Here is a 25,796-nt window from a genome sequence, read left to right as displayed (position 1 = left end):
ATGTCCCACCGCATTCTGATTCTCGGCGGAACCACGGAAGCCCGGCAGTTGGCTGGCAAGCTGGCGGTGCGCGCTTCGGTCACGCTGTCGCTGGCTGGTCGCACCGAAAGCCCGGTTGCGCAGGGCGTGCCGGTGCGCAGCGGCGGCTTTGGCGGCGCCGAAGGTCTGGCCGCCTATCTCAGGGAGACCAGCACCAGGCTGCTGATCGACGCCACGCATCCCTATGCCGCGCGAATCTCCGCCAATGCGGCGCAAGCGGCGCGAGCGACAGGCGTTCCAATCTTCGCTCTGCGCCGTCCGGGCTGGGTGCCCATGCAAGGCGACCGCTGGACTGAGGTCGATAGCGTCACCGATGCCGTGCCTGCGCTGGGTTCGTCGCCGCGCCGCGTCTTCCTCGCACTGGGCCGGCAGGAGGTCGCCGCCTTCGAGGCCGCGCCCCAGCACCACTATCTCATCCGCAGCGTCGATCCGGTCGAGCCGAAGCTCGCCGTACCCGACGCCGAGTATCTGCTGGCACGCGGGCCGTTTCGCGAGGCCGACGAGCGCACGTTGCTGATCGAGCAGCGGATCGAGGTGGTGGTGTCCAAGAACAGTGGCGGCACCGCGACCTACGGCAAGATCGCGGCGGCTCGATCGCTTGGCCTCGACGTGGTCATGGTGCGCAGGCCCGACCTGCCGGAGGTGCCTTCGGCTGAAACCGTGGACGCCCTGGCCGCGACGGTGGTTCATTTCTTGGAACCCGACGCCGAACGCGGCGTGTAGACCAGCGCCGGCTTGTCGCCGCGCTTGATGATGCGGGTTTCCGGTGACCCGATGATGATGCAGGTCGACATGTCGGCCTTGTTCGCGTCGACATCGGCCAGCAGGAAAACCTCGATGCGCTCGTCGGGCCGGCCGGCAGCGCGGCCGAAGATGACCGGCGTGGTGCCCGGCAGGATCGCGGTGAGGCATTCGAAGGCGCGGCCAAGCTGCCAGGGGCGGGCCTTGCTGATCGGATTGTAGAGCGCGATGACGAAGCCGGCGCCGGCCGCCGCCAGCAGGCGCAACTCGATCAACTCCCAGGGTTTCAGATTGTCGGAGAGCGAAATGGCGCAGAAATCGTGGCCCAGCGGTGCGCCGATGCGGGCGGCGACGGCCAGCATCGCGGTGACACCAGGCACGACGGCGACATCGACCGCGCGCCATTCGGCCGGGCCGGCCTCGATCGCCTCGCAGACGGCGGCGGCCATGGCGAAAACGCCGGGATCGCCGCCGGAAACCACCGCGACGGCATGACCCTCGGCGGCCTTGATCAAGGCATCCTTCGAGCGGGCCAGTTCCTCGCGGTTGTCGGAGGCGACGCGGGTCTGGTCCGGGCGCAGTTCGAGCCGGTCGAGATAGGGCTTGTAGCCGTAGAAGAACTTTGCTTCCGCGACGGCGTGGCTGGCCTGCGGCGTGACCTGGTCGGCATTACCGGGGCCGAGGCCGATGACGGTGAGACGGCCGCTCATGCCTCTGCCCCCGACATGCCGGGGCGGCCGGACCAGCCGGCGACCAGGACGATGGCGAAATAGGGCGCCTTGTCGTCCGGCTTCTCGGCCAGCCGCATCGAGACACTGCCCGCCATCGTGCCGCGCTCGACATAGACCGCGCGTGTCAGCTTGCCGGTCGCTTCCAGCGCCCGCCTGATCTTGGGCAGGTTGCGACCGACCTTCATGATGACGGCCGCGTCGGTGTCGGCCAGCCGCCGGGTCAGTTCGAATTCGCTCATCGTGCCCGGCAGCACGGTCAGCACGTCGTCGCCCTGGACGATCGGCACGCCGGTCTGCGACCAGCAGCCGGACATGGCGGTGACGCCGGGGATGACCTCGGTCGGGAAACGATGGGCAAGCCGCACATGGAGATGCATGTAGGAGCCGTAGAACAGCGGATCGCCTTCCGACAGCACGGCGACCGTCCGGCCGGCATCGAGGTGTTCGGCGACCCTTTCGGCCGACTCTTCGTAGAAGCCGGTGATCTGCGAGCGGTAGTCGTCGTGATCCTTGTCGATCTCGGTGGTCACGGGATAGAGCAGCGGCAGTTCCAGCATGTCGGGGCGGAAGCGCGCCTCGACGATGGCGCGGGCATTGCTGTTGTTGCCGCGCTTGGCGAAATAGGCGACGACATCGGCCTCGGCCAAGGCCCGCGCTGCCTTCAGCGTCAACAGTTCGGGGTCGCCGGGACCGGTGCCGACGCCGACAAGACGGCCTTTTGCCAAAGGTGCGTTCACAGGCCCGGCCTCGCCAGCGAATTGAGCGCGGCGGCGGTCATGGCACTGCCGCCCAACCTGCCGCGCACGATTGCATAGGGCACGCCATAGGAATTCTCGGCCAGCGCATCCTTGGATTCGGCGGCACCGACGAAGCCGACCGGCATGCCGATGATGGCGGCCGGCTTTGGCGCGCCGTCGCGCAGTTTTTCCAAGAGGTAGAACAGCGCCGTCGGCGCGTTGCCGATGGCCACGACCGAGCCGGCCATGCGCTCGCCCCACAGGTCGATCGCTGCGGCCGAGCGGGTGTTGCCGATCTCCCTGGCGATGTCGTGGGTGCGCGGGTCGCGCAGCGTACAGATCACCTCGTTGCCCGCCGGCAGGCGCGCGCGCGTGACACCGTGCGAGACCATTTCCGCATCACAGAAGATCGGGGCGCCGGCTGCGAGCGCCGCGCGTGCGGCGACAACGAAATCGGGCGAGAAGACGAAGCGGCTGGCCGCCTCCACCTGACCGCAAGCATGGATCATGCGGATCGCGACATCGGCTTCGGCTTCCGAGAAGCGGGCGAGGTCTGCCTCGGCGCGGATGATGGCGAAGGAGCGCTCGTAGATCGCGTTGCCGTCATGGATGTAGTCGTAGGCGGCCATGCTCATTTCCGTTTTTCAGTTTGGGCCTGTCGATAAGCCTCGGCGATGGCCGCCGGCCCGAGCCTTGTCAGGCAGTGAGCTGCGGTCTCGCCTTGATATCGTGCGCTGCGGATCGCCGCTGCGACGCGACCGATGCCGCGCGCGGCGTCATAGCCCGGCCTGTAGCCGGCAGGAAGGGCCTTTGCCGTCGCGTTCACGACAAGTCCGGCTCCATTTTCGCCGCCGACTATTGTCAGCGCCGCCGCGCCGGGATGCGCGCAGCCCTTGGCGCAACCGGAAATATGCAGGGTGAAGTCCAGAATGCCGGCATTTTCGGCCGCAACCGCCTCGGCGATGTCGCGCGTGGCGATGCGGCCGGAAGCGCAGGCCGGGGTACCTGGGCAAGCGGCGATGCGCGTGCGGGGATCGGTGGGGATGGTGATGAAGCCGAGGGTGGATGCGGTGTGTTGCAGCGGCTGCGTAGCGGCGGCCGGCTGGCCGAGGAAAAGCAGAGCGCGGCCCGGGGCGAGGCGAATCTCGCTGGTACCGAGGGCGAGGGCGCTTTGCGCCAGGTTGATGATTTTGTCGGCCGGCATGCTGCCGTAGGGGAAGGCAATGCCGAGGGCTGCGTCGGTATTCAAGTCGAAGGCGCCAATCGGCGGCTGAACGCGCTCTGTGGCGCCCCCCTCTGTCCTGCCGGACATCTCCCCCACTAGGGGGGAGATCGAGTTCTCATCTCGGCCTTCGCTAATCTCCAACGCCGAAAGGGCTGAGCGCATTTCGGGCTTTGCAGGCGGCGCGCCGTCGGCTGAGTTGCCAATCTCCCCCCTAGTGGGGGAGATGTCCGGCAGGACAGAGGGGGGCGCCACAGAATGCCAGCCTGCGAGAGACCCGAACTGCCTCTCCGACAGATCCCGCGCGTGCGCATCACGACCCTTTTCCGCAACCATCCGGAGGGCCGCGACGGCGATGTCTGTAGCTGCGTGGTCTCCGACCGTGGCGAGAGGCCGCGCTGTCCGCCCGTCGCCGGCAACCGATACGCTCCAGGCGATGCCGTTGCTGGCTCGCACCGCCTTCAGCCGCACATCTGCCGTCACCGCATCCAATGTAAGTTGCCCGCCGCCCTCGACAATCACCGACACCTTCGGCCCCAGCCTTGCCGCCAGCCCCACCTCTTCAATCGCGGCTCTGATCCGCTCTGCCAGTGGTCGGGGATCGGCGATCTCCTGTGGGTCGATACCCGCCAGCGGTCCGGTCTCGATCGGTACACCCGTGCGCACCGCAATGCCCAGCGCATCGACCTCCGTCGCCAGCAGCAAGGCACTTTCCGCCGTCAGCCCGCGTATCTGCAGGCTGCCGCGCGCGGTGACCTCCATGATGCCGTTGCCATGCCGAAGGGCGGATTGCGCGATTCCGATCAACAGCCTGGGCGACAAACCTCCGGAGACCGGATTGAGCCGCACGAGCAGCCCGTCACCGGTCTGCATCGGCGCCGACAGGGCCGGGCAGGCGCCGCGACGCGAGAAGGCGTTCATGCCGCCACTCCGAGCGCTTCGGCCTCGGCGATCAGCGCGGTGAGATCGTCGTCGATCGAATTGCGCAGGGGATGCCAGAGCCCGCGCCGTCGCGCCGACAGAAAGCGTTCGGCGATGACTTTGGCGGCAGCAGGGTTTTCGCGCAGGATGAAGGCGCGGACCTGCTCGTCGCCGAGATAGGCATCGTGGACGGCTTCGATCAGCGCGCCGGGGATTGCATGCGTTGTTTCGGCGAAGCCGACCAGGCGGTCGACCGTTTCGGCGAACTCGGACGCGCCGCGCGGGCCGTGGCGCATCTGGCCTGAAATGAACCGGGCATTGACGGCGCGAGCCCGCACCACGCGCGAAACGGCCTCGCCGACCGAACGCGGCTTGGGTCTTTGCGGGTCCGTCGTGTCGAGCACGATGACGTCGGCATTCCGTCCCAGCGCGGCAAGCGCGGCCGTGAAGCCGCCGATGAAGGCGACATCGGCGGAGCCCTCGAGAATGTCGCGGCCGGGGTCGTCGCCGGTGTGGACGAGAAGATCGGCTTCGGCCAGGCGCCCCTCGAAAGCGCCGGGCGCTGCAATGCCTTCGCCACCGGCGCCGCCATAGGCGTGTGAGGTGGCGTCGAGATAGGCGCGGCCAATCTCCTCGCGCGCGCCCCAGTCGCCGCTGGACAGAATATCCTCCACGCCGGCTCCATAAGTGCCCGGCGAGGTGCCGAAGATGCGCGGGCTGACCTTGCCTTCGGCGCGCGTCCTGGTCGCGAGCGGGTTTTCCATATCGTCCTCGTCACGCTCCGCAACGGCATTGGCGGCGGCATCGATCAACGCGATCTGGGTCGGGAACATGTCGCGGAACAGGCCCGAAATACGCCAGGTGACGTCGACACGCGGGCGGCCGAGCGTCGCCGGCGGCAGCACCTCGATGCCGGTGACGCGGCCGGTGGCGGCATCCCATTGCGGCCGGCAGCCCATCAGCGCCAGGCCCTGCGCGATCTCCTCGCCGCCGGTGCGCAGCGAAGCCGAGCCCCAGAGGTCGATGACCAGCGAACGCGGCCAGTCGCCGTGCGATTGCATGTAGGCGCGCACCACTTCCTCGGCCGCCGCCTTGCCCAGATCATAGGCGGTCGGCGTCGGCATGGTGCGCGGATCCGACGTGAACAGGTTTCGGCCGGTCGGCAGGACGTCGGAACGGCCGCGCGCCGGGGCGCCGGAGGGGCCGGCCTTGACGTGCCGGCCATCGAGGGCGGCGAGCAGCGCGGCCTTCTCTGCGTCGGCGCTCTGCCGGCGCGTGGGATCGGTTTCGTGGTCGGAGGCGCGGCCATAGACATGCAGGCCGTCCTTGATCGCGAAATCCTTGAGGTCGCAGAGCCAGGCATCGATGCGGCGCAGCGCTTCGTCCGGCGCATCGGTCCTGGCGACACCGGCTTCGGCGGCCAGCCCGGTCTTCTGCGCGGTGTCGACGATCAGTTTCGCCAGCCGGTCGCGGCGGCGGCGGTCGAGGCCATCCGCCTGGGCGTATTCGTCGACCAGACGCTCGAGTTTGTGCTGGTCTTCGTCCAGTCCGGCGCCGGTCAGCGGCGGTGGCAGATGACCAAGGGTGACGGCGGCAATGCGCCGCTTGGCCTGCGCCGCCTCGCCGGGATTGGAGACGATGAAGGGATAGATGACGGGCAAGGAACCGGTGACGATCTCGGGAAAGCAGGTTTGCGAGAGCGCGACCGTCTTGCCCGGCAGCCATTCCAGTGTGCCGTGCGCGCCGACATGGACGAGGGCATGGACGCCGAGCGATTTGCGTAGCCACAGGCCGAAGGCGAGCAGGGCGTGTCGCGGGGGCAGCGTCGGGTCGTGGTAGTCGGCGCGGCGGTCGGCAGAACGGCCACGATCGGGGGCGAGTGCCACGGTGACGTTGCCGAAGATCGCGGCGCGGAAGGGGAAGCTTGCAGAGGGGGGCGCCTCGCGCAGAGCTGTCTCTTCGGCCTTTCCCCAAGCGGCTTCGACGGAGGCGATCGCTGCAGCAGGCAATTCCTTCGAGAAATCGAGATACTCCTCCAACTCCAGCTCATCACCGCCGCGCTCCAACGCATCCAACAAACCGCGCGACGTTTGCGGAATCCCCTCAACCACATAGCCCTGTTCCTTCAGGTCATGCAGCATGGCGAGCACGCTGGACGGCACGTCGAGGCCGACCGCATAGCCGGTGCGGCCGGGGGCGCTGGGATAATCGGGGATCAGGATGGCGAGCTTGCGCTCGGCGCGGGGCGTTTCCTGCATGCGGATGAACGCAGCCACGCGATCCGCCACCTGCACTACGCGATCCGGCTCCGGCTGGTTGGAGAACGCGCGATGACCCAGCGCAGGGTCGATGTCGCTCTCGCCTTTGAAGGAGATGGCGCCGGCAAGGATGCGGCCATCGAGTTCGGGCAGCACGACATGCATCGCGAGGTCGGCAGGCGCCAGCCCGCGCTGGTTGTTCTCCCAGATATCGCGGCGGGTGGTGGCGACGATGACCTGGAAAACGGGCACGCCGGCGCGGTCGAACAGGGTTTCCGCGCCAGGCTCCGCCCCGGAGGCGAAGGCGGTCGCGGTGATGATCGCCGCAGGTTTCAGCGTGGCGAGGGCGGTTTCCACGAAAGAGAGTGACGCCGGGTCCTTCAGGCTGGAGACGAAGATGGGGACCGGGCTGAGGCCGCGTTGGGTGAGCGCCTCAAAGAGCGCATCGACCGGCGCGATATCGGCGGCGAGCAGCATCGAGCGATAGAAGAGGATCGGCACGACCTTTCCCTCCCCCTCGAGGGGAGGGTGGCCCGAAGGGCCGGGTGGGGTCGGTGCGACCGGGAGCGACGTTTCTTTGAGCCGGCGCGCTTCGGAGAGGACCCCACCTCCGGCCTGCGGCCGGACCCTCCCCTCGAGGGGGAGGGGGACGACGCCACTCCTCGGCTCGTAGTAGCCGGCCTTGGGTACCTCGACCGGTTCGGCGACATCTGCATCCTGGCCCGCGAGCCGCGCCAGCCTGCGCACCAGCGCACTCATATTGGCCGGGCCGCCCTCGCGAAAATAGTCTAGCAGGCCATCGAGTTCGTCGCGTGGCAGCGTCGAGGCCTCGATCAATCTCAAATCCTCGTCGCGGCATTCGCCGGGCAGCAGTGCCAGCTTTATGCCGCGCTCGCGCGCGACCGAGGCAAGCTGGTCGCAGCCATAGCGCCACCAGTCGTAGCCGCCGAGGATGCGCACCAGGACGATCCTGGCGTGGCGGGCGACGCTGTCGACCCAGAGGTCGACGGACATGGGATGGCGCAGGTCGCGCAATGCCGCCAGCCGCATCGAGGGCAGCCGGCCGGCATCGGCCTTCCAGGCCGTGGCCAGTCCGGCAAGATCGCTGTCGGTGAAGGACAGCGCCACGATGTCCGCCGGCTTCTGCCGCAGATCGACCGGCTCGGCGAGATCGTCGAGCGATGCGGAGGTCGTGGTGAGGATATGCATCGAGGCCCGTGTCTGAAATCAGCCGGCGAGTATACGCTCGATCGCCGGGCGGTTCAGCCCCTTGAGGCCGATGACGACCAGGCGCGACCGGCGGTCATCTTCAGACGTCCAGGCACGGTCATAGTAATGATTGACGCGCGCGCCGACGGCCTGCAGCAGCAGCCGCATCGGCTTGCCGCCGACTTCCACGAAGCCTTTGACACGCAGGACGTTTTCCTGCTCCGCGGCCGCGGCGACCCGCTTTGCCAGCTCGTCCGGATTGGCGATCGAGGGGATGTCAACGATGAAGGTGTCGAAGTCGTCGTGCTCGTGATCGAACGCCCCGTCATGGTGCGACTTGCGGTTCTCGATGTCGTCCTCGACGGCAAGACCGAGCCCTAGCAGCACGGAAGGATCGACCTTGCCGTGAGAGGTCGGCACGATCTTGACGGCGCGGGCGGAGTGCTCGTTGACGATGGCGTTGGCGCGGGCAGAACCGGCCTCATCCATCAGATCGCTCTTGGAGAGGATGATCAGGTCGGCGCAGGCGATCTGGTCCTCGAACACCTCCTCGACCGGATCGTCGTGATCGAGCGTCTCATCCTGCGCGCGTTGCGCCTGAAGCGCCTCCATGTCGTTGGCGACGCGGCCCTCCGCCAAAGCCGGGCCGTCGACCACGGCGATCACGCCGTCGACGGTGACCCGGCTCTTCACCGTCGGCCACTGGAAGGCCTGAACCAGCGGCTTGGGCAGGGCAAGGCCCGACGTTTCGATCAGGATATGATCGACCTTCGGCGTCAGCGACAGAATCTGGTCGAGCGCGGGCACGAAATCGTCGGCCACGGTGCAACAGATGCAGCCATTGGCCAGTTCAACGATGTTTTCCTCCGGGCAGGTGTCGATGCCGCAGCCCTTGAGAATCTCGCCGTCTATGCCGATGTCGCCGAATTCGTTGACGATGATGGCGATGCGCTTGCCGCCAGCATTTTCCAGGAGATGGCGGACCAGCGTCGTCTTGCCGGCGCCGAGGAAGCCGGTGACGACGGTGCAGGGAACACGGGAGACGGAAGCGGTCATTTCAGGTCCTTCAGCATGTCGAGGGGAGGGATGCGGGCAACGAGGCCGCGCTTGAGGGAATCGGGCCGGCCGCGCCAGGGGATGAGGCCGTCGGTCGAGGTGGCGAAGAGTTTCGCGCCGGTGACGAGATCGGCGCCGCTGTTTGGCGTCAGGTCGCCGAAGACATAGCTCCAGCAGCCGTCGCGCACGATGGCGGCGCTCAGCCGGCGCTTGCAATTGCCGAGACATTCGACCGTCCGGATGCGGACGTTTTCCCCGGATGCGGCGCGGCGGGTATCCTGCGCCAGCGCTTCGCCGGCGCGTGGATGGGCGTCGGAACCGGTTTCATCGCGGCAGGAGGCGCAGACAATCACCGTCACGCCGGCCAAGGCATCATTGCGGGCGAACGCATCGTCCGCTATGCCAGCCGAAAAACCGCCGTCGTGATCCAAAACCAGGCTCCTTGCCCGGAAACCCGCCGGGCGATCGGATTCTTTTGTCGCAGACGGCAGGTCTCCTGGCTCGCGAGTCTTTGCCCTGGTTAGCCGCCTTCCCGGGAATTCCCAGTGGTTTTCGGCCGTGGCTCGTCGCTTACAGTTGCGGGGACAGCCGCGGATTTGGGATTTTCTAGCCCGCACCGCATTCCCTCTTGGCTCCTCCCTTTGCCGAGAGAAGACCGTCTGTGGCGGGATTTAGGCTCTTGCGGGCTGTGGTGTCAACGCGGGCTTACGACACCGCCATGTCGACCAGCGCCGGACCCAAATCGCCGGCGGGTGTAATTTCAATGCTCGCAAGGCCGAGCCAGCCCTGCATCTGCTTCAATTCCTCGTAGAGGTGGGCGGCTGTCTCCGGCGGCGCGCCGCGCTCGGCATAGGCGGCATGGACGCGCAAGACGCTGGCCGGCCGGTCGGCCCTCAGGTCGACGCGCGCCACGATCCTGTCGCCGAGCAGGAAGGGCAGGACATAATAGCCGTATTGGCGCTTCTCGGCCGGGGTGTAGATCTCGATGCGGTAGTGGAAATCGAACAGCCGCTCCGAGCGCGAGCGTTCGAACACGACGGGATCGAACGGTGCCAGCAGGGCGCGGGCCTCGACCTTGCGGGGGAGGCGGGCATCCCTGTGAAGGTAAGCCGGCTTGTTCCATCCCTCCACGCGCACCGGCAGCAATTCTCCCGTCTCGACGAGTTCTTCAAGCCGGCCCTTCATGTCGGCCGGCGACAGGCGGAAATAGTCGCGCAGGTCGCCTGAGGTCGCGACGCCATGGGCGCGGGCGGAAATGCGTAGCAGCTCGCGATGCGCGTCCTCGGCCGACGGCACCGGCAGATCGAGGATCGCCTGCGGCAGCACACGTTCTGGCAGATCATAGAAGCGTTCGAAGCCGCGTCGGTGCGCGGTGGTGATGCGTCCCGCCCAGAACAACCATTCGAAGGCATGCTTGGCATGGCTCCAGCCCCACCAGCCGCCGGAGCCTTTCTGGCCTTCCAGCGCAGAAGCGGCGATCGGGCCGCGCTCGACCACCTCGCGGTATATCTCTTCTATATAGGCAGCGTGCTCGCGGCCCCATTTGGCGAGCCCCAGATACATTTCGTCGCCCTGCTCGGCGCGCTGCATGCGCCACCGCATCAATGGATAGGTTTCGACGGGCAGGAACGAGGCTTCATGCGCCCAGTATTCGAACACCGTGCGCTTGCGCGTCACGGCGGCGTTGTCGAGCAGGGCGAGCGGATAGGGGCCGAGGCGCGAATAGAGCGGCATATAATGAGCGCGCACCACGGCGCTGACGGAATCGATCTGCAGCAGACCGGTGCGGGACAGTACGCGGGCGAAGTGGCGGCGGGTCGGCGTGGCCTCGGGGCGGGGATCGAGAAATCCCTGGGCGGCGAGCGCGACGCGACGGGCCGTGGCAAGCGAGATCTTTTCCTTCATCAAGCCCTACTCTGTGAGCGATCTGACCGGGTTTCAGACCGGTGATTCCAGGCCATGCTAGCAGGGTTTCGGCGGCAACCATGTCAGGAGACAAAAGTGGAGTAAAAAGCGAAGGAAATCAAACAGGAGCGGATCGGACCAGTTTCCCCGGATATGGCGTCCAGGACCATGTTTTGAACAAGGTTTGACTTGCTTCGCTGGAAGTGCTGCGCTAACCCTCGCCGCGTTGCAGCATAGGCCCCTTAAAACGGTTCAGCGGTTAAACTGTCACGCTTCCGCATTAAGGTCCGGTGCTGTAATCAAAGTGGATTGGCGCCAACGGAAAGCCGCTGCATGAACGCACTTCTCAGTTCGTACCTGCCCATCGTCCTGTTCATAGGCGTGGCGCTGGTCGTCGGTCTGGCCCTGCTGGCCGCGCCGTTCCTGGTGGCGTACCGCAACCCCGATCCCGAAAAGCTTTCCGCCTACGAGTGCGGTTTCAACTCGTTCGACGACGCCCGCATGAAGTTCGACATCCGCTTCTACCTGGTGTCGATCCTCTTCATCATCTTCGACCTGGAAGTGGCCTTCCTGTTTCCCTGGGCCGTGTCCTTCTCGAAGATCGGCATGCTCGGCTTCTGGTCGATGATGGTGTTTCTGGCGGTGCTGACGATCGGCTTTGCCTATGAATGGAAAAAAGGAGCGCTGGAATGGGATTGAACGACAGTTCAGGTACCCTCGTCGCGCCGAAGCCCAAGGGTATCATCGATCCCAACACCGGCAGGCCGGTGGGGGAGGACGATCCCTTCTTCCTCGAAATCAACAATGAGCTCGCCGACAAGGGTTTTCTGGTCACCTCGACCGAGGCGCTGATCACCTGGGCACGCAGCGGTTCGCTGATGTTCATGACCTTCGGTCTGGCGTGCTGCGCGGTCGAGATGATCCATACCTCGATGCCCCGCTACGACTCGGAGCGGTTCGGCGTGGCGCCGCGCGCCTCTCCGCGCCAGTCGGACATCATGATCGTCGCCGGAACGTTGACCAACAAGATGGCGCCGGCGCTGCGCAAGGTCTACGACCAGATGCCGGAGCCGCGCTACGTCATCTCGATGGGCTCGTGCGCCAATGGCGGCGGCTACTATCATTATTCCTATTCGGTGGTGCGCGGTTGCGACCGCGTCGTGCCGGTCGACATCTATGTGCCCGGCTGTCCGCCGAGCGCCGAAGCCCTGCTCTACGGCATTCTTCTCCTGCAGAAGAAAATCCGCCGCACCGGCACGATCGAACGGTAAATCCATGGCTGCTTCCCTTAGCGAACTGTCGACCTATCTCGGCGAGAAGCTGATCGGCCGCGTCAATGACGCGGTGCTCGCCTATGGCGAACTGACGATCCATGTCGAGCCGCGCGACCTGGTCGAAGTGATGACGTTCCTGCGCGACGACGCGCGCTGCCAGTTCATCTCGATCATCGACGTGAGCGGCGCCGACTATCCCTCGCGGGCCAAGCGCTTCGACGTGGTCTACCACCTGCTTTCGCCGAAACAGAACGTGCGCATCCGTGTCAAGGTTCAGGCCGATGAGGAGACGATGGTGCCGTCGGTCACCGGCGTCTATCCCGGCGCCGACTGGTTCGAGCGCGAGACCTACGATCTCTACGGCGTGCTGTTTTCGGGCCACCCGGACCTGCGCCGCCTGCTGACCGACTATGGTTTCGAAGGCCATCCGCTGCGCAAGGATTTCCCGCTGACCGGCTTTGTCGAAGTGCGTTACGACGACGAAGCCAAGCGCGTGATCTACGAGCCTGTCGAGCTCAAGCAGGAATTCCGTAATTTCGATTTTCTCTCGCCATGGGAAGGGACTGACTATGTCCTGCCGGGCGACGAAAAAGCCAAGACGAATTGAGGCGCCAGAATGGCTGAAACCTCCGTCCGCAATTTCAACATCAATTTCGGCCCGCAGCATCCGGCGGCGCACGGCGTTTTGCGCCTCGTGCTGGAGCTCGACGGCGAAGTCGTCGACCGCGTCGATCCGCATATCGGCCTGCTGCATCGCGGCACGGAGAAGCTGATAGAGGCCAAGACCTACCTGCAGGCGGTGCCTTATCTCGACCGGCTCGACTATTGCGCGCCGATGAACCAGGAACACGCCTTCGCGCTTGCCGCCGAGCGCCTGCTCGGCATCGAGGTGCCGAAACGCGGCCAGCTGATCCGCGTGCTCTACTGCGAAATCGGCCGCATCATGTCGCACATTCTCAATGTGACGACGCAGGCCATGGACGTCGGCGCGCTGACCCCGCCGCTGTGGGGCTTCGTCGAGCGCGAAAAGCTGATGGTGTTCTATGAGCGCGCCTCCGGCTCGCGCATGCACGCCGCTTATTTCCGTCCGGGCGGTGTCCATCAGGACCTGCCGCGCCAACTCGTCGAGGACATCGGCAAGTGGATCGACCCGTTCCTGAAGTCGATCGACGATCTCGACAAGCTGCTGACCGGTAACCGCATCTTCAAGCAGCGCAATGTCGATATCGGCATTGTTTCGCTGGCGGACGCCTGGGCCTGGGGCTTTTCCGGCGTCATGGTGCGCGGTTCGGGCGCGGCCTGGGATTTGCGCAAGTCGCAGCCCTACGAGTGCTACTCGGAAATGGATTTCGACATCCCGATCGGCAAGAACGGCGACTGCTACGACCGCTACCTCGTGCGCATGGAAGAGATGCGGCAGTCGGCGCGGATCATGCGCCAGTGCGTCGATCTTCTGCTCGGCAAGGAAAGCACCGGCCCGGTGTCGAACCTCGATGGCAAGGTGGTGCCGCCCAAGCGCGCGGCGATGAAGCGGTCGATGGAGGCGCTGATCCACCACTTCAAGCTCTACACCGAGGGTTATCGCGTGCCGGCCGGCGAGGTCTATGCCGCCGTCGAAGCGCCGAAAGGCGAGTTCGGCGTCTATCTCGTCTCCGACGGCACCAACAAGCCCTATCGCTGCAAGCTGCGCGCACCTGGTTTCGCGCATCTCCAGGCCATGGATTTCCTGTGCCGTGGCCACATGCTGGCCGACGTCACCGCCGTGCTTGGCTCCCTCGACATCGTGTTTGGTGAGGTCGATCGCTAAAATGTCAGTCCGTCGTCTCGCAGAAGCCAGCGTCCAGCCAGCGTCTTTCGCCTTCAACAAGGCGAACGCGGCGGCTGCTAAGCAGTGGATCAAGAAGTATCCGAAGGGCCGCGAGCAGTCCGCGATCATTCCGCTGCTGATGATCGCGCAGGAGCAGGAAGGCTGGGTCACGAAGGCGGCGATCGAGACGATTTCGGACATGCTCGGCATGCCGCGCATCCGTGGTCTCGAGGTCGCGACCTTCTACACGCAGTACCAGCTCAATCCGGTCGGCACGCGTGCGCATATCCAGGTCTGCGGCACCACGCCCTGCATGCTGCGCGGCTCGGAAGCGCTGATGGATGTCTGCCGTTCCAAGATCCATCACGACCAGTTCCACACCAACGACAAGGGCACCCTGTCGTGGGAAGAAGTCGAATGCCTGGGTGCCTGCGTCAACGCGCCGATGGTCATGGTCTTCAAGGACACGTTCGAGGATCTGACGCCCGAGCGGCTGGCCGAGATCATCGATCTCTACGATGCGGGCAAGGGCGCCTCGGTGACGCCGGGACCGCAGAATGGCCGCACCGGCTCTGAACCGGCCTCCGGCCTGACCACGCTGAAGAGCGAGAAGGCGATCCTGAAGTCGACGCGTGACAGGGAAGCCAAGGCTGCCGCCAAGGCCGCCAAGGAGGCGGCGCCCGCTGCTGTCGCCGCTCCGGCTGCAAGCGCTCCAGCGGCGACCGCACCGGCCGCTGCTCCCGTGGCGCCGTCCAATGCGAGCAAGCCGAAGACCGACGCTCCGGAAACCAGCCCGGCCCTGACGACGCCTTCGAAAACCAAGGTCGCGCCCGCGGCTGAGAAGGCGGCAAGCGTTTCCGCGCCGCTGCATTCGGCCGCCAACGCCAACAAGGCCGCGCCGGAAGTCGAACAGGTTTCGAAGCCGCGCAATGGACCCAAGGCCAAGGCCGAACCGGCAACCGCTTTCAAGGCGCCCGAGGGCAAATCTCCGGAAATGAAGGCACCGGGCGCGAAGCCGGCCAAGCCATGGCTGGAAGACAAGAACCGTCCGGCCGGCATCGACAGGCCGGCGGCGGTTGACGATCTCAAGCTGATCTCGGGCGTCGGCCCGAAGATCGAGGGCATCCTGCATACGCTGGGCATTTTCACCTTCGCGCAGGTCGCGTCGTGGAAGAAGGCCGAGCGCGATTGGGTGGACGGCTATCTCTCCTTCCATGGCCGCATCGACCGCGACGACTGGGTCAAGCAGGCCAAGGCGCTCGCCAAGGGCGGCGTCGCCGAATACATCCGCGTCTTCGGCAAGAAGCCGGTCTGAGGGACGAAAAATGCTTCAGGACAAAGACCGTATCTTCACCAATATCTACGGCCTCTTCGACAAGTCGCTGGCCGGCGCCATGGCGCGCGGCGCCTGGGACAATACGCCGGGCCTGGTTGCCAAGGGACGCGACTGGATCGTCAACGAGATGAAGGCGTCGGGCCTGCGCGGCCGTGGCGGCGCCGGCTTCCCGACCGGTCTCAAATGGTCGTTCATGCCCAAGCAGAGCGATGGGCGTCCGAGCTATCTCGTCATCAATGCCGATGAATCCGAGCCCGGCACCTGCAAGGATCGCGATATCCTGCGCAACGATCCACACACGCTGGTCGAGGGCGCGTTGCTGGCCGGTTTCGCCATGGGCGCGGTTGCCGCCTACATCTATGTGCGCGGCGAGTTCATCCGCGAGCGCGAAGCGCTGCAGCGCGCGATCGAAGAAGCCTACGAGGCCAAGCTGATCGGCAAGGGCAACACCTCAGGCTACGATTTCGATGTCTACATGCATCACGGCGCCGGCGCCTATATATGCGGCGAGGAAACGGCGCTGCTGGAAAGCCTGGAAGGCAAGAAGGGCCAGCCCCGGCTGAAGCCGCCATTCCCGGCCAATGTCGGCCTCTATGGCTGCCCGACCACGGTCAACAACGTCGAGTCGATCGCGGTGGCGCCGACCATCCTGCGCCGTGGGGCGGCCTGGTTCTCGTCCTTCGGCCGGCCCAACAATGTCGGCACCAAGCTGTTCTGCATCTCCGGCCATGTCAACAATCCGTGCACCGTCGAAGAGGCGATGTCGATCCCGTTCCGCGAACTGATCGAGACGCATTGCGGCGGCATTCGCGGTGGCTGGGACAATCTGCTCGCGGTCATTCCAGGCGGCGCCTCGGTGCCGCTGGTGCCGGCCGAGCAGATCATCGACACGCCGATGGATTTCGATGCGCTGCGCGACCTGAAGTCGGGCCTCGGCACGGCGGCTGTCATCGTCATGGACAAGTCGACCGATATCGTGAAGGCGATCGCGCGGCTTTCCTACTTCTACAAGCACGAGAGCTGCGGCCAGTGCACGCCGTGCCGCGAAGGCACCGGCTGGATGTGGCGGGTCATGGAGCGGCTGGTGCGCGGCGAGGCGCAGAAGCGCGAGATCGACATGCTGCTCGACGTCACCAAGCAGGTCGAGGGTCACACGATCTGCGCGCTGGGCGACGCCGCGGCGTGGCCGATCCAGGGCCTGATGCGGCATTTCCGCGGCGAGGTGGAGCGCCGCATCGACGAGTTTTCGCGTAACGCGCACCGGGCGGAGCCGGTGATGGTCGCGGCGGAATAACAGGAACTTTTGGACTGCGGGAAGAACGGGGCGGGGCAAACGAAGAAACGACCAGGAGAATTCTATGGCGCCGTATTCGACACCCTACCCATTGATGCCCAATTTGGACCAGCTCGAGAAAATGAACCAGGACCTGACCAGGATGATGCCGAAGGAGATGGCCAGCGCCGTCAACCTTTTCGTGCACCCTGTCGCGGGGGCGGCGGCGATGTCGGCGCTTGGCATCGGCTTCGCCAATCACGCTTTCGGGGTCTGGATGGGCGCGCTTTCGGGCGCTGCGGAGGCATCGCAGCGTCTCATGCAGCCGCTGATCGAGGATTTCGAGGCCCGCATCGAGCAGTTCGAGGACGCTGACTCCTCCTCCACCAGGGCGCGCGCGGCGGCAAAGACACTGATCGCAGAAGCGCAGTCCTTTGCGCGCGATGTCACTGACATTGCCGCCAAGGAAGCAGCCGCCACCGCGGCGCCTGTGGCGGATGCCGCGGCGGCGACCGGCGAGGCCGCCGACGTGCTGCTGCCCGAGGATTTTCGTCAGCCCAAGGCTATCGACAAGCCGGCCAAGCCATCGGACCTGAAGGCGATATCGGGCATCGGCCCGAAGCTGGAGAAGGTTCTGAACGGTCTCGGCATCTGGACCTTCACCCAGATCGCCGCCTGGTCGCCGCAGGAGATCGCCTGGGTCGACGATTACCTGTCGTTCAACGGCCGCATCGGACGCGACGACTGGACCGCCCAGGCCGCGGCGCTGGCAGCCAAGGCCAAGAGGTAGGGGGCCGGGATGGAGGTTCACGACAAACGCGATGTCCTGGACGTGCGCAGCGCCGTCGTCACCAATTCGAATTTCGACGACGTGAACATGTCCAACACGCGGTTTCACAACGTGAATCTGTCGGTGTCGACGATCCTGAACGCGAACCTGAGCAACGCCAGGGTGGAAGACGCAAACCTTTCGAATGCGCATTTCACCAACGTGAACATGAGCAACGTGAAGATAGAAAACGCTGAGGTCGCCGGCATGATGATCAATGGCATCAAGCTCGGCGACCTGTTGAAAGCATATGAGACGGCGAAGACCGCCGGGGGCAATTGATGGCAAAGCTCAAGGTCGACGGGAAAGAAATCACTGTACCCGACCACTATACGCTGCTGCAGGCGGCCGAGGACGCGGGCGCGGAAGTGCCGCGCTTCTGCTTCCACGAGCGGTTGTCGATCGCCGGCAACTGCCGCATGTGCCTGATCGAGGTGAAGGGTGGCCCGCCCAAGCCGCAGGCTTCCTGCGCCATGGGCGTGCGCGACCTGCGCCCGGGCCCCAATGGCGAGCCGCCGGAAATCTTCACCAACACGCCGATGGTCAAGAAGGCCCGGGAAGGCGTGATGGAATTCCTGCTGATCAACCATCCGCTGGACTGCCCGATCTGCGACCAGGGCGGCGAATGCGACCTGCAGGACCAGGCAATGGCCTTCGGCGTCGATTCCTCGCGCTATCACGAGAACAAGCGCGCGGTCGAAGACAAGTATATCGGCCCGCTGGTCAAGACGGTGATGAACCGCTGCATCCACTGCACGCGGTGCGTGCGCTTCACCACCGAGGTCGCCGGCATTTCCGAACTCGGCCTGATCGGCCGCGGCGAGGACGCCGAGATCACCACCTATCTCGAACAGGCGATGACATCAGAGCTGCAGGGCAATGTCATCGATCTCTGCCCGGTCGGCGCGCTGACCTCCAAGCCCTTTGCCTTCCAGGCGCGGCCGTGGGAACTGACCAAGACAGAATCCATCGACGTGATGGACGCGGTTGGTTCGGCGATCCGCGTCGACTCCAGAGGCCGCGAAGTGATGCGCATACTGCCGCGCGTCAACGAGGCGGTGAACGAGGAATGGATTTCCGACAAGACCCGCTTCATCTGGGACGGCCTACGCACGCAGCGCCTGGACCGGCCTTATGTGCGCAAGAACGGCAAGCTCGCCCCGGCAAGCTGGGCCGAGGCTTTCGCCGCGATCAAGGACGCGGTGTCGAAGACGACGCCGGAGAAAATCGGCGCGATCGCGGGTGATCTGGCTGCGGTCGAGGAAATCTACGCGCTGAAGCTTCTGATGGCCTCACTCGGCTCGAAGAACACCGACTGCCGCCAGGACGGCGCCGCGCTCGATCCCTCGCTCGGCCGCGCCAGCTACATCTTCAACCCGACCATCGAAGGCATCGAGCAGGCCGACGCAGTGCTGATCATCGGCGCCAACCCGCGCTTCGAAGCCTCCGTGCTCAACGCCCGCATCCGCAAGCGCTGGCGCGTCGGCAACCTGCCGGTCGGCGTGATCGGCGATATCGGCGATACGCGCTACGACTATGAGCTGCTCGGCGCCGGGCCGGATTCGCTGAAGGATCTGGCCGACGGCAACGGCAAGTTCTTCCAGACCCTGAAAAAGGCGACACATCCGCTCATCATCGTCGGCCAGGGCGCGCTGGCGCGCGCCGACGGTGCGGCCGTGCTCGGCCAGGCGGCCAGGCTTGCCGGTGCCGTGAATGCGGCGCGCGCCGACTGGAACGGTTTTGCCGTCCTGCACAATGCGGCTGGACGCGTCGGCGGCCTCGACCTCGGCTTCGTGCCGGGCGAGGGCGGCAAGGATGTCGCCGGCATGCTGGGTGAGACGGACGTGCTGTTCCTGCTCGGCGCCGACGAGATCGACATGGGCAAGACCGGCGGCGCCTTCGTCGTCTATGTCGGCACCCATGGTGATGCCGGCGCGCACCGCGCCAATGTCATCCTGCCGTCGGCCGCCTACACCGAGAAGTCCGGCACCTACGTCAACACGGAAGGGCGCGTGCAGCAGACCAACCGCGCCGGCTTCGCGCCTGGCGACGCGCGTGAGGACTGGGCGATCCTGAGGGCCTTGTCGGACGTGCTGGGCAAGAAGCTGCCGTTCGATTCGCTGCCGCAACTGCGCGCCAAGCTCTATGGCGAATACCCGCATCTGGCCCGCATCGACCAGGTCGCGGCCGGCAATGCCGAGGACATCGCCGCAGTTGCGAAACTCGGCGGACGGCTGAACAAGGGCACCTTCACCTCGCCGGTCAAGGATTTCTACCTGACCAATCCGATCGCGCGGGCGTCGGCCGTGATGGCCGAATGCTCGGCATTGGCCAAGAACGGCTTCAAGCAGGCGGCGGAATAAGCATGGAAACCTTCTTCTCCTTCTACGTGCTGCCGGCGCTGCTGATCCTTTTGAAGTCGGTCGTGCTGATCGTGGTGCTGCTGGTCTTCGTCGCCTACATCCTCTACGCCGACCGCAAGATCTGGGCGGCGGTGCAGTTGCGCCGCGGCCCGAACGTCGTCGGCCCGTGGGGCACGCTGCAGGCCTTCGCCGACCTGTTGAAATTCGTATTCAAGGAACCGGTCATTCCGTCCGGCGCCAACAAGGGCGTGTTCCTTTTGGCGCCGCTGGTCTCCGCGGTGCTGGCGATCTCGGCCTGGGCGGTCATCCCGGTCAACGAGGGCTGGGCGATCGCCAACGTCAATGTCGGCATCCTCTATGTCTTCGCCATCTCCTCGCTCGAGGTCTACGGCGTGATCATGGGCGGCTGGGCGTCGAACTCGAAATATCCGTTCCTCGGCGCGCTGCGCTCGGCGGCACAGATGGTGTCCTACGAAGTCTCGATCGGCTTCGTCATCGTCACCGTGCTGCTCACCGCCGGCTCGCTCAATCTCAGCGATATCGTGCTGTCGCAGCAGGGTGGGCTCGGAACCAGGCTTGGGCTGCCCAACACGTTCCTCGACTGGAACTGGCTGTGTCTGTTCCCGATGTTCATCATCTTCTTCATCTCGGCGCTGGCCGAGACGAACCGGCCGCCCTTCGATCTGGTCGAAGCCGAATCGGAGCTGGTCGCCGGCCACATGGTCGAATATTCATCGACGCCGTTCCTGCTGTTCTTCCTCGGCGAGTATGTCGCGATCGTGCTGATGTGCGCGCTGGCGACCATCCTGTTCCTCGGCGGCTGGCTGCCTCCGTTCGATTTCGCGCCGTTCACCTGGGTGCCCGGCGTGATCTGGTTCGTGCTGAAGGTCTGTTTCGTGTTCTTCGGCATTTCGATGGTGAAGGCCTTCGTGCCGCGCTACCGCTACGACCAGTTGATGCGCCTGGGCTGGAAGGTGTTCCTGCCGATCTCGCTGTTCATGGTGGTCGCCACCGCCGCCTTCCTCAAGATCACGGGGTTTGCGTGATGTCCGCTCTCGGCCAAGCCGCCAAATCGCTTCTGTTGCAGGATTTCGTCAGCGCCTTCTTCCTGTCGATGCGCCAGTTCTTCGCGCCGAAGGAGACGATCAACTATCCGCACGAGAAGGGCCCGACCAGTCCGCGCTTCCGGGGCGAGCATGCGTTGCGCCGCTACCCCAATGGCGAAGAGCGCTGCATCGCCTGCAAATTGTGCGAGGCGATCTGCCCGGCACAGGCGATCACCATCGAGGCCGGTCCGCGCCGCAATGACGGCACGCGCCGCACGGTGCGATACGACATCGACATGGTGAAGTGCATCTATTGCGGCTTCTGCCAGGAAGCCTGCCCGGTCGACGCCATCGTCGAGGGGCCGAATTTCGAGTTCGCGACGGAGACGCGCGAGGAGCTCTACTACGACAAGGACAAGCTGTTGGCGAACGGCGACCGGTGGGAACGCGAACTGGCGCGCAACATCTCGCTGGATGCGCCGTACCGCTGATATTTGACGCATGGACGGGGCGAGGGGCCTCGTCTAAGGACAAGCAACTTGCCAGCCGGAGGCGGCGGCAGAAATCGGACAAGGCGTGATCGTCATGTCCGCACAGGAACCCGGGGGATCCCCAATGCTGAGTGGACTAGAGGCGGCCTTCTTCTACCTCTTCGCCTTTGTCGCCGTGGCATCGGCGTTCATGGTCATTTCGTCGCGCAACCCCGTGCATTCGGTGCTGTTCCTGATCCTGACCTTCTTCAATGCCGCCGGCCTGTTCATGCTGACGGGCGCCGAGTTCCTGGCGATGATCCTGCTCGTCGTGTATGTCGGCGCCGTCATGGTGCTGTTCCTGTTCGTCGTCATGATGCTCGACGTCGACTTCGCCGAACTCAAGAGCGGCGCCTTGCAATACGCGCCGATCGGCGCCCTGGTCGGACTGATCCTGGCGGCCGAACTGATCGTCGTTCTGGGCGGCTACACTTTCGCGCCGAAGCTTGCGTCGACGGTCGCCAAGCCCATTCCCGACCTTGCCACGCGTTCCAATACGGCAGCGCTCGGCGACATCCTCTATACCGACTACCTCTACTACTTCCAGATTTCGGGCCTCGTGCTGCTGGTCGCCATGATCGGCGCCATCGTGCTCACGTTGCGCCACAAGGAAGGGGTCAAGCGGCAGTCGATCGCAGCCCAGGTCGGCCGGACGCCGGCGACCGGCATGGAAATCCGCAAGGTCAAGTCGGGCGAAGGAGTCTGAGATGGTCGTCGGCATCGCACATTATCTGACCGTATCGGCTGTTCTGTTCACGCTCGGCGTGTTCGGCATCTTCCTGAACCGCAAGAACGTCATCGTCATCCTGATGTCGGTCGAACTGATCCTGCTTGCGGTCAACATCAATTTCGTCGCCTTCTCGGCGGCGCTCGGCGATCTGGTCGGCCAGGTGTTCGCGCTGTTCGTGCTGACTGTCGCGGCGGCAGAGGCCGCGATCGGACTTGCGATTCTGGTCGTCTTCTTCCGCAACCGCGGTTCGATCGCGGTCGAAGACGTGAACATGATGAAGGGTTGACGGGGCTATTATGTATCAAGCGATCGTCTTCCTTCCGCTTCTCGGCTTCCTGATCGTCGGCCTGTTCGGCAATTCGCTCGGCGCCAAGGCATCCGAATACATCACGTCGGGTTTCCTGGTGATCTCGGCCGCGCTCTCATGGGTTGCCTTCTTCAGCGTCGGCTTCGGCCACGGCGAGGTGTTCACGGTGCCGGTGCTGCACTGGATCCAGTCCGGCGGCCTTGACGTCTCCTGGGCGCTGCGCATCGACACGCTGACGGTGGTGATGCTGGTGGTGGTCAACACCGTCTCGGCGCTGGTCCACATCTATTCGATCGGCTACATGCACCACGATCCGAACCGGCCGCGCTTCTTCGCCTATCTGTCGCTGTTCACCTTCGCCATGCTGATGCTGGTGACGGCCGACAACCTCGTGCAGATGTTCTTCGGCTGGGAAGGGGTGGGCCTGGCGTCCTACCTGCTGATCGGCTTCTGGTACAAGAAGCCCTCCGCCAACGCCGCTGCCATCAAGGCCTTCGTGGTCAACCGCGTCGGCGATTTCGGTTTCGCGCTCGGCATCTTCGGCGTGTTCGTTCTGTTCGGTTCGGTCAATCTGGGCACCATCTTCGCCAATGCGGCGACGTTCGTTCCGGCTGAAGGCGCCCCGCACGGTGCCGCCGTGCTGACTTTCCTCGGCCATGCGCTGGACAAGCAGGCGGCGATGACCGTCGTGTGCCTGCTGCTGTTCATGGGCGCCATGGGCAAGTCGGCGCAGGTGCCGCTGCACACCTGGCTGCCCGACGCCATGGAAGGCCCGACTCCGGTGTCCGCGCTCATCCATGCCGCCACCATGGTGACGGCCGGCGTGTTCATGCTGGCGCGCCTGTCGCCGCTGTTCGAGCTGTCGCATTCGGCGCTGACGGTCGTCACCTTCATCGGCGCCTTCACCGCCTTCTTCGCCGCGACCGTCGGCCTGGTGCAGAACGACATCAAGCGCGTCATCGCCTATTCGACCTGTTCGCAGCTCGGCTACATGTTCGTGGCGCTGGGCGTCGGCGCCTATGGCGCGGCGATCTTCCACCTGTTCACGCACGCCTTCTTCAAGGCGCTGCTGTTCCTCGGTTCCGGCTCGGTCATCCATGCCGTGTCCGACGAGCAGGACATGCGCAAGATGGGTGGCCTGAGGAAGCTGATCCCGACCACCTACTGGATGATGGTGATCGGCACGCTGGCGCTGACCGGCGTCGGCATTCCGGTGACCGTCATCGGCACGGCCGGCTTCTTCTCCAAGGACGCCATTATCGAGAGCGCCTTCGTCGGCCACAATGCGGTCGCGGGCCTTGCCTTCGTGCTTCTGGTCATCGCTGCCTGCTTCACGTCCTTCTATTCCTGGCGGCTGATCTTCATGACCTTCCATGGCAAGCCGCGCGCGAGCCACGAGGTCATGCACCATGTGCATGAATCGCCGCCCGTCATGCTGGTGCCGCTGTTCATCCTGGCCGCCGGCGCGCTCTTTGCCGGCATCATTTTCCACAATTCCTTCATCGGCGAGGGCTACGAAGCGTTCTGGAAGGCTTCGCTGTTCACGCTGCCTGATAACCACATCCTGCACGAGATCCATGAATCGCCGCTTTGGGTCGAACTGTCGCCCTTCGTCGCGATGCTGATCGGTCTGCTGGTGGCCTGGAAGTTCTACATCCGCTCGCCGGAAATGCCCGCCAATCTCGCCGCGCAGCATCGCGGGCTCTACGCCTTCCTGCTCAACAAGTGGTATTTCGACGAGCTCTACGACTTCCTGTTCGTGCGGCCCGCCAAGCGCCTTGGCCATTTCCTGTGGAAGACCGGCGACGGCACCGTCATCGACGGGCTCGGGCCTGACGGTATTTCGGCGCGCGTCGTCGATGTCACCAACCGCGTCGTCAAGTTGCAGACCGGCTACCTCTACCACTATGCCTTCGCCATGCTGATCGGCGTTGCCGCACTCGTCACCTGGATGATGCTCTGATGACCGCCTGGCCAATCCTCTCGCTGGTCACCTTCCTGCCGCTGGTTGGTGTGCTGCTTATCCTGTTCATCCGGGATGACAGTGAAAACGCGCGCCGCAACATCCGCGCCATCGCGTTCATAACCACGGCATTCACCTTCGTGGTGTCGCTGTTCATCTGGACCGGCTTCGACAATTCGCAGGCCGGCTTCCAGTTCGTGGAAAAATACGCCTGGCTCGATTCCGGCATCTCCTACCATATGGGCGTCGACGGCATCTCGATGCTCTTCGTCATCCTGACGACCTTCCTGATGCCGCTGTGCATTCTGGCGTCGTGGGAAGCGATCGAGAAGCGGGTCAAGGCCTATATGATCGCCTTCCTGCTCTTGGAAACGCTGATGATCGGCGTGTTCTGCGCGCTCGATATCGTGCTGTTCTACGTCTTCTTCGAAGCTGGCCTGATCCCGATGTTCATCATCATCGGCGTGTGGGGCGGCAAGCGGCGCGTCTATGCCTCGTTTAAGTTCTTCCTCTATACGCTGGCCGGTTCGGTGCTGATGCTGCTCGCCATCATGGCGATGTTCTTCCAGGCCGGCACGACAGACATTCCGACGCTTCTGACGCATAATTTCCCGGCCAACATGCAGACCTGGCTATGGCTCGCCTTCTTCGCTTCCTTCGCCGTGAAGATGCCGATGTGGCCGGTTCACACCTGGTTGCCGGACGCGCACGTCGAGGCGCCGACGGCGGGCTCGGTCATCCTGGCCGGCATTCTCCTGAAAATGGGTGGGTACGGCTTCCTGCGTTTCTCCCTGCCGATGTTCCCGCTGGCATCCGAGATGTTCGCGCCACTGGTGTTCACGCTGTCGGTCGTCGCCATCATCTACACCTCGCTGGTGGCGCTGATGCAGGAGGACATGAAGAAGCTGATCGCCTATTCGTCGGTCGCCCATATGGGCTTCGTCACCATGGGCATCTTCGCCATGAACCAGGAAGGCGTGCAGGGCGCGATCTTCCAGATGCTAAGCCACGGCCTGGTCTCGGGCGCGCTGTTCCTGTGCGTCGGCGTCATCTACGACCGCATGCACACGCGTGAGATCGCGGCCTATGGCGGCCTGGTCAACAACATGCCGAAATACGCCACCGTGTTCCTGATCTTCACCATGGCCAATGTCGGCCTGCCGGGAACGTCAGGCTTCATCGGCGAGTTCCTGACCATGCTCGGCGTGTTCCGGGTCAATACCTGGGTGGCGTTCTTCTCCGCCACGGGCGTCATCCTGTCGGCCGCCTACGCGCTCTGGCTCTACCGCCGGGTGATCTTCGGTGCGCTGACCAAGGATAGCCTGAAGGGGCTGCTCGACCTGTCGACGCGCGAAAAGGCGATCATCTATCCGCTGGTCGTGCTGGTCATCTTCTTCGGCGTCTATCCCGCTCCCGTCTTCAACGCGACGGCCCAGTCGGTCAAGTCGCTCGTCACCAATGTCACCGCATCCATCGGCGCCGCGCAGACCGCGGCGGCGAACTGACCAGGGGTTTTGCG

24 protein-coding genes and 1 riboswitch are annotated in these 25,796 nt (G+C 64.8%); of the genes, 16 read left to right on the top strand and 8 right to left on the bottom strand.

Going from position 1 to position 25,796, the window contains the following annotated elements; all coding sequences use genetic code 11:
• Positions 1–762 (top strand): cobalt-precorrin-6A reductase, encoded by a 762-nt coding sequence (locus tag FFS37_RS23080; protein WP_137933266.1) that lies wholly within the window; start codon positions 1–3, stop codon positions 760–762.
• Here FFS37_RS23080 and FFS37_RS23075 read toward each other — a convergent pair.
• The 8 genes from FFS37_RS23075 to FFS37_RS23040 form a co-directional block, all read right to left on the bottom strand.
• The gene (locus FFS37_RS23075) at positions 726–1,490 is read right to left on the bottom strand and encodes a precorrin-3B C(17)-methyltransferase (protein ID WP_137933265.1); all 765 of its coding nucleotides are present in this window, start codon (positions 1,488–1,490) and stop codon (positions 726–728) included. The two genes, FFS37_RS23080 and FFS37_RS23075, sit on opposite strands and share 37 nt — an antisense overlap.
• Complete coding sequence (locus FFS37_RS23070; RefSeq protein ID WP_137933264.1) at positions 1,487–2,248, bottom strand: precorrin-2 C(20)-methyltransferase; 762 nt, start codon at positions 2,246–2,248, stop codon at positions 1,487–1,489. Before FFS37_RS23070 ends, FFS37_RS23075 begins: the two co-directional genes overlap by 4 nt.
• Entirely contained in the window at positions 2,245–2,877 is a 633-nt protein-coding gene (locus FFS37_RS23065; protein WP_137933263.1) for a precorrin-8X methylmutase, read from the bottom strand. The genes FFS37_RS23070 and FFS37_RS23065 overlap by 4 nt, the downstream gene beginning before the upstream one ends.
• A gap of 2 nt (positions 2,878–2,879) precedes the next feature.
• The gene (gene cobG / locus FFS37_RS23060) at positions 2,880–4,391 is read right to left on the bottom strand and encodes a precorrin-3B synthase (protein ID WP_137933262.1); all 1,512 of its coding nucleotides are present in this window, start codon (positions 4,389–4,391) and stop codon (positions 2,880–2,882) included.
• Positions 4,388–7,858 (bottom strand): cobaltochelatase subunit CobN, encoded by a 3,471-nt coding sequence (gene cobN / locus FFS37_RS23055; protein ID WP_137933261.1) that lies wholly within the window; start codon positions 7,856–7,858, stop codon positions 4,388–4,390. The genes cobG and cobN overlap by 4 nt, the downstream gene beginning before the upstream one ends.
• Before the next feature lie 18 nt (positions 7,859–7,876).
• Positions 7,877–8,914 (bottom strand): cobalamin biosynthesis protein CobW, encoded by a 1,038-nt coding sequence (gene cobW, locus FFS37_RS23050; protein ID WP_137933260.1) that lies wholly within the window; start codon positions 8,912–8,914, stop codon positions 7,877–7,879.
• A complete protein-coding gene (locus FFS37_RS23045; protein WP_137933259.1) occupies positions 8,911–9,345 on the bottom strand; it encodes a DUF1636 family protein in 435 nt (144 codons plus the stop codon). The genes cobW and FFS37_RS23045 overlap by 4 nt, the downstream gene beginning before the upstream one ends.
• A gap of 38 nt (positions 9,346–9,383) precedes the next feature.
• A riboswitch (cobalamin riboswitch) is annotated at positions 9,384–9,589 on the bottom strand.
• A 30-nt stretch (positions 9,590–9,619) separates the two neighbouring features.
• Complete coding sequence (locus FFS37_RS23040) at positions 9,620–10,819, bottom strand: winged helix-turn-helix domain-containing protein (RefSeq protein WP_137933258.1); 1,200 nt, start codon at positions 10,817–10,819, stop codon at positions 9,620–9,622.
• A gap of 333 nt (positions 10,820–11,152) precedes the next feature.
• Here FFS37_RS23040 and FFS37_RS23035 point away from each other — a divergent pair, with 333 nt between their 5' ends.
• The 15 genes from FFS37_RS23035 to FFS37_RS22965 all read left to right on the top strand — a co-directional run bounded on the left by FFS37_RS23035 (position 11,153) and on the right by FFS37_RS22965 (position 25,782).
• Positions 11,153–11,518, top strand: coding sequence for an NADH-quinone oxidoreductase subunit A (locus FFS37_RS23035; RefSeq protein ID WP_010910112.1), 366 nt, complete (start codon positions 11,153–11,155; stop codon positions 11,516–11,518).
• Positions 11,509–12,090 (top strand): NuoB/complex I 20 kDa subunit family protein, encoded by a 582-nt coding sequence (locus FFS37_RS23030; RefSeq protein ID WP_015317338.1) that lies wholly within the window; start codon positions 11,509–11,511, stop codon positions 12,088–12,090. The genes FFS37_RS23035 and FFS37_RS23030 overlap by 10 nt, the downstream gene beginning before the upstream one ends.
• A 4-nt stretch (positions 12,091–12,094) precedes the next feature.
• A complete protein-coding gene (locus tag FFS37_RS23025) occupies positions 12,095–12,700 on the top strand; it encodes an NADH-quinone oxidoreductase subunit C (RefSeq protein ID WP_137933257.1) in 606 nt (201 codons plus the stop codon).
• Positions 12,701–12,709: 9 nt separating this feature from the next.
• Positions 12,710–13,900: an NADH-quinone oxidoreductase subunit D gene (locus FFS37_RS23020; protein WP_115144459.1), complete on the top strand. Its 1,191-nt coding sequence runs from the start codon at positions 12,710–12,712 to the stop codon at positions 13,898–13,900.
• Position 13,901: 1 nt separating this feature from the next.
• A complete protein-coding gene (locus FFS37_RS23015) occupies positions 13,902–15,215 on the top strand; it encodes an NADH-quinone oxidoreductase subunit E (RefSeq protein WP_137933256.1) in 1,314 nt (437 codons plus the stop codon).
• A gap of 10 nt (positions 15,216–15,225) precedes the next feature.
• Positions 15,226–16,530, top strand: coding sequence for an NADH-quinone oxidoreductase subunit NuoF (gene nuoF / locus FFS37_RS23010; RefSeq protein WP_137933255.1), 1,305 nt, complete (start codon positions 15,226–15,228; stop codon positions 16,528–16,530).
• Between the two features lie 64 nt (positions 16,531–16,594).
• Positions 16,595–17,299 carry an NADH-ubiquinone dehydrogenase gene (locus tag FFS37_RS23005; RefSeq protein WP_137933254.1) on the top strand — a complete coding sequence of 235 codons (705 nt, stop codon included), beginning with the start codon at positions 16,595–16,597 and terminating at the stop codon, positions 17,297–17,299.
• Between the two features lie 9 nt (positions 17,300–17,308).
• On the top strand, positions 17,309–17,620 hold the full coding sequence (locus FFS37_RS23000; RefSeq protein WP_137933253.1) for a pentapeptide repeat-containing protein: 312 nt from the start codon (positions 17,309–17,311) through the stop codon (positions 17,618–17,620).
• Complete coding sequence (nuoG, locus tag FFS37_RS22995) at positions 17,620–19,701, top strand: NADH-quinone oxidoreductase subunit NuoG (RefSeq protein WP_137933252.1); 2,082 nt, start codon at positions 17,620–17,622, stop codon at positions 19,699–19,701. The genes FFS37_RS23000 and nuoG overlap by 1 nt, the downstream gene beginning before the upstream one ends.
• Positions 19,702–19,703: 2 nt before the next feature.
• On the top strand, positions 19,704–20,747 hold the full coding sequence (gene nuoH / locus FFS37_RS22990; protein WP_137933251.1) for an NADH-quinone oxidoreductase subunit NuoH: 1,044 nt from the start codon (positions 19,704–19,706) through the stop codon (positions 20,745–20,747).
• Entirely contained in the window at positions 20,747–21,238 is a 492-nt protein-coding gene (gene nuoI / locus FFS37_RS22985; protein ID WP_096447170.1) for an NADH-quinone oxidoreductase subunit NuoI, read from the top strand. The genes nuoH and nuoI overlap by 1 nt, the downstream gene beginning before the upstream one ends.
• Positions 21,239–21,362: 124 nt before the next feature.
• Positions 21,363–21,983 carry an NADH-quinone oxidoreductase subunit J gene (locus FFS37_RS22980; RefSeq protein ID WP_137933250.1) on the top strand — a complete coding sequence of 207 codons (621 nt, stop codon included), beginning with the start codon at positions 21,363–21,365 and terminating at the stop codon, positions 21,981–21,983.
• A 1-nt stretch (position 21,984) separates the two neighbouring features.
• The gene (nuoK, locus tag FFS37_RS22975) at positions 21,985–22,293 is read left to right on the top strand and encodes an NADH-quinone oxidoreductase subunit NuoK (RefSeq protein ID WP_010910101.1); all 309 of its coding nucleotides are present in this window, start codon (positions 21,985–21,987) and stop codon (positions 22,291–22,293) included.
• 10 nt (positions 22,294–22,303) lie between these two features.
• On the top strand, positions 22,304–24,277 hold the full coding sequence (gene nuoL, locus FFS37_RS22970; RefSeq protein ID WP_137933249.1) for an NADH-quinone oxidoreductase subunit L: 1,974 nt from the start codon (positions 22,304–22,306) through the stop codon (positions 24,275–24,277).
• Entirely contained in the window at positions 24,277–25,782 is a 1,506-nt protein-coding gene (locus tag FFS37_RS22965) for an NADH-quinone oxidoreductase subunit M (RefSeq protein ID WP_137933248.1), read from the top strand. Before nuoL ends, FFS37_RS22965 begins: the two co-directional genes overlap by 1 nt.
• Positions 25,783–25,796 lie beyond the last annotated feature (14 nt).

This window comes from Mesorhizobium comanense (assembly GCF_005503535.1).
Lineage (GTDB): Bacteria > Pseudomonadota > Alphaproteobacteria > Rhizobiales > Rhizobiaceae > Mesorhizobium > Mesorhizobium comanense.
This window is presented reverse-complemented; position numbering and strand designations above follow the sequence as displayed.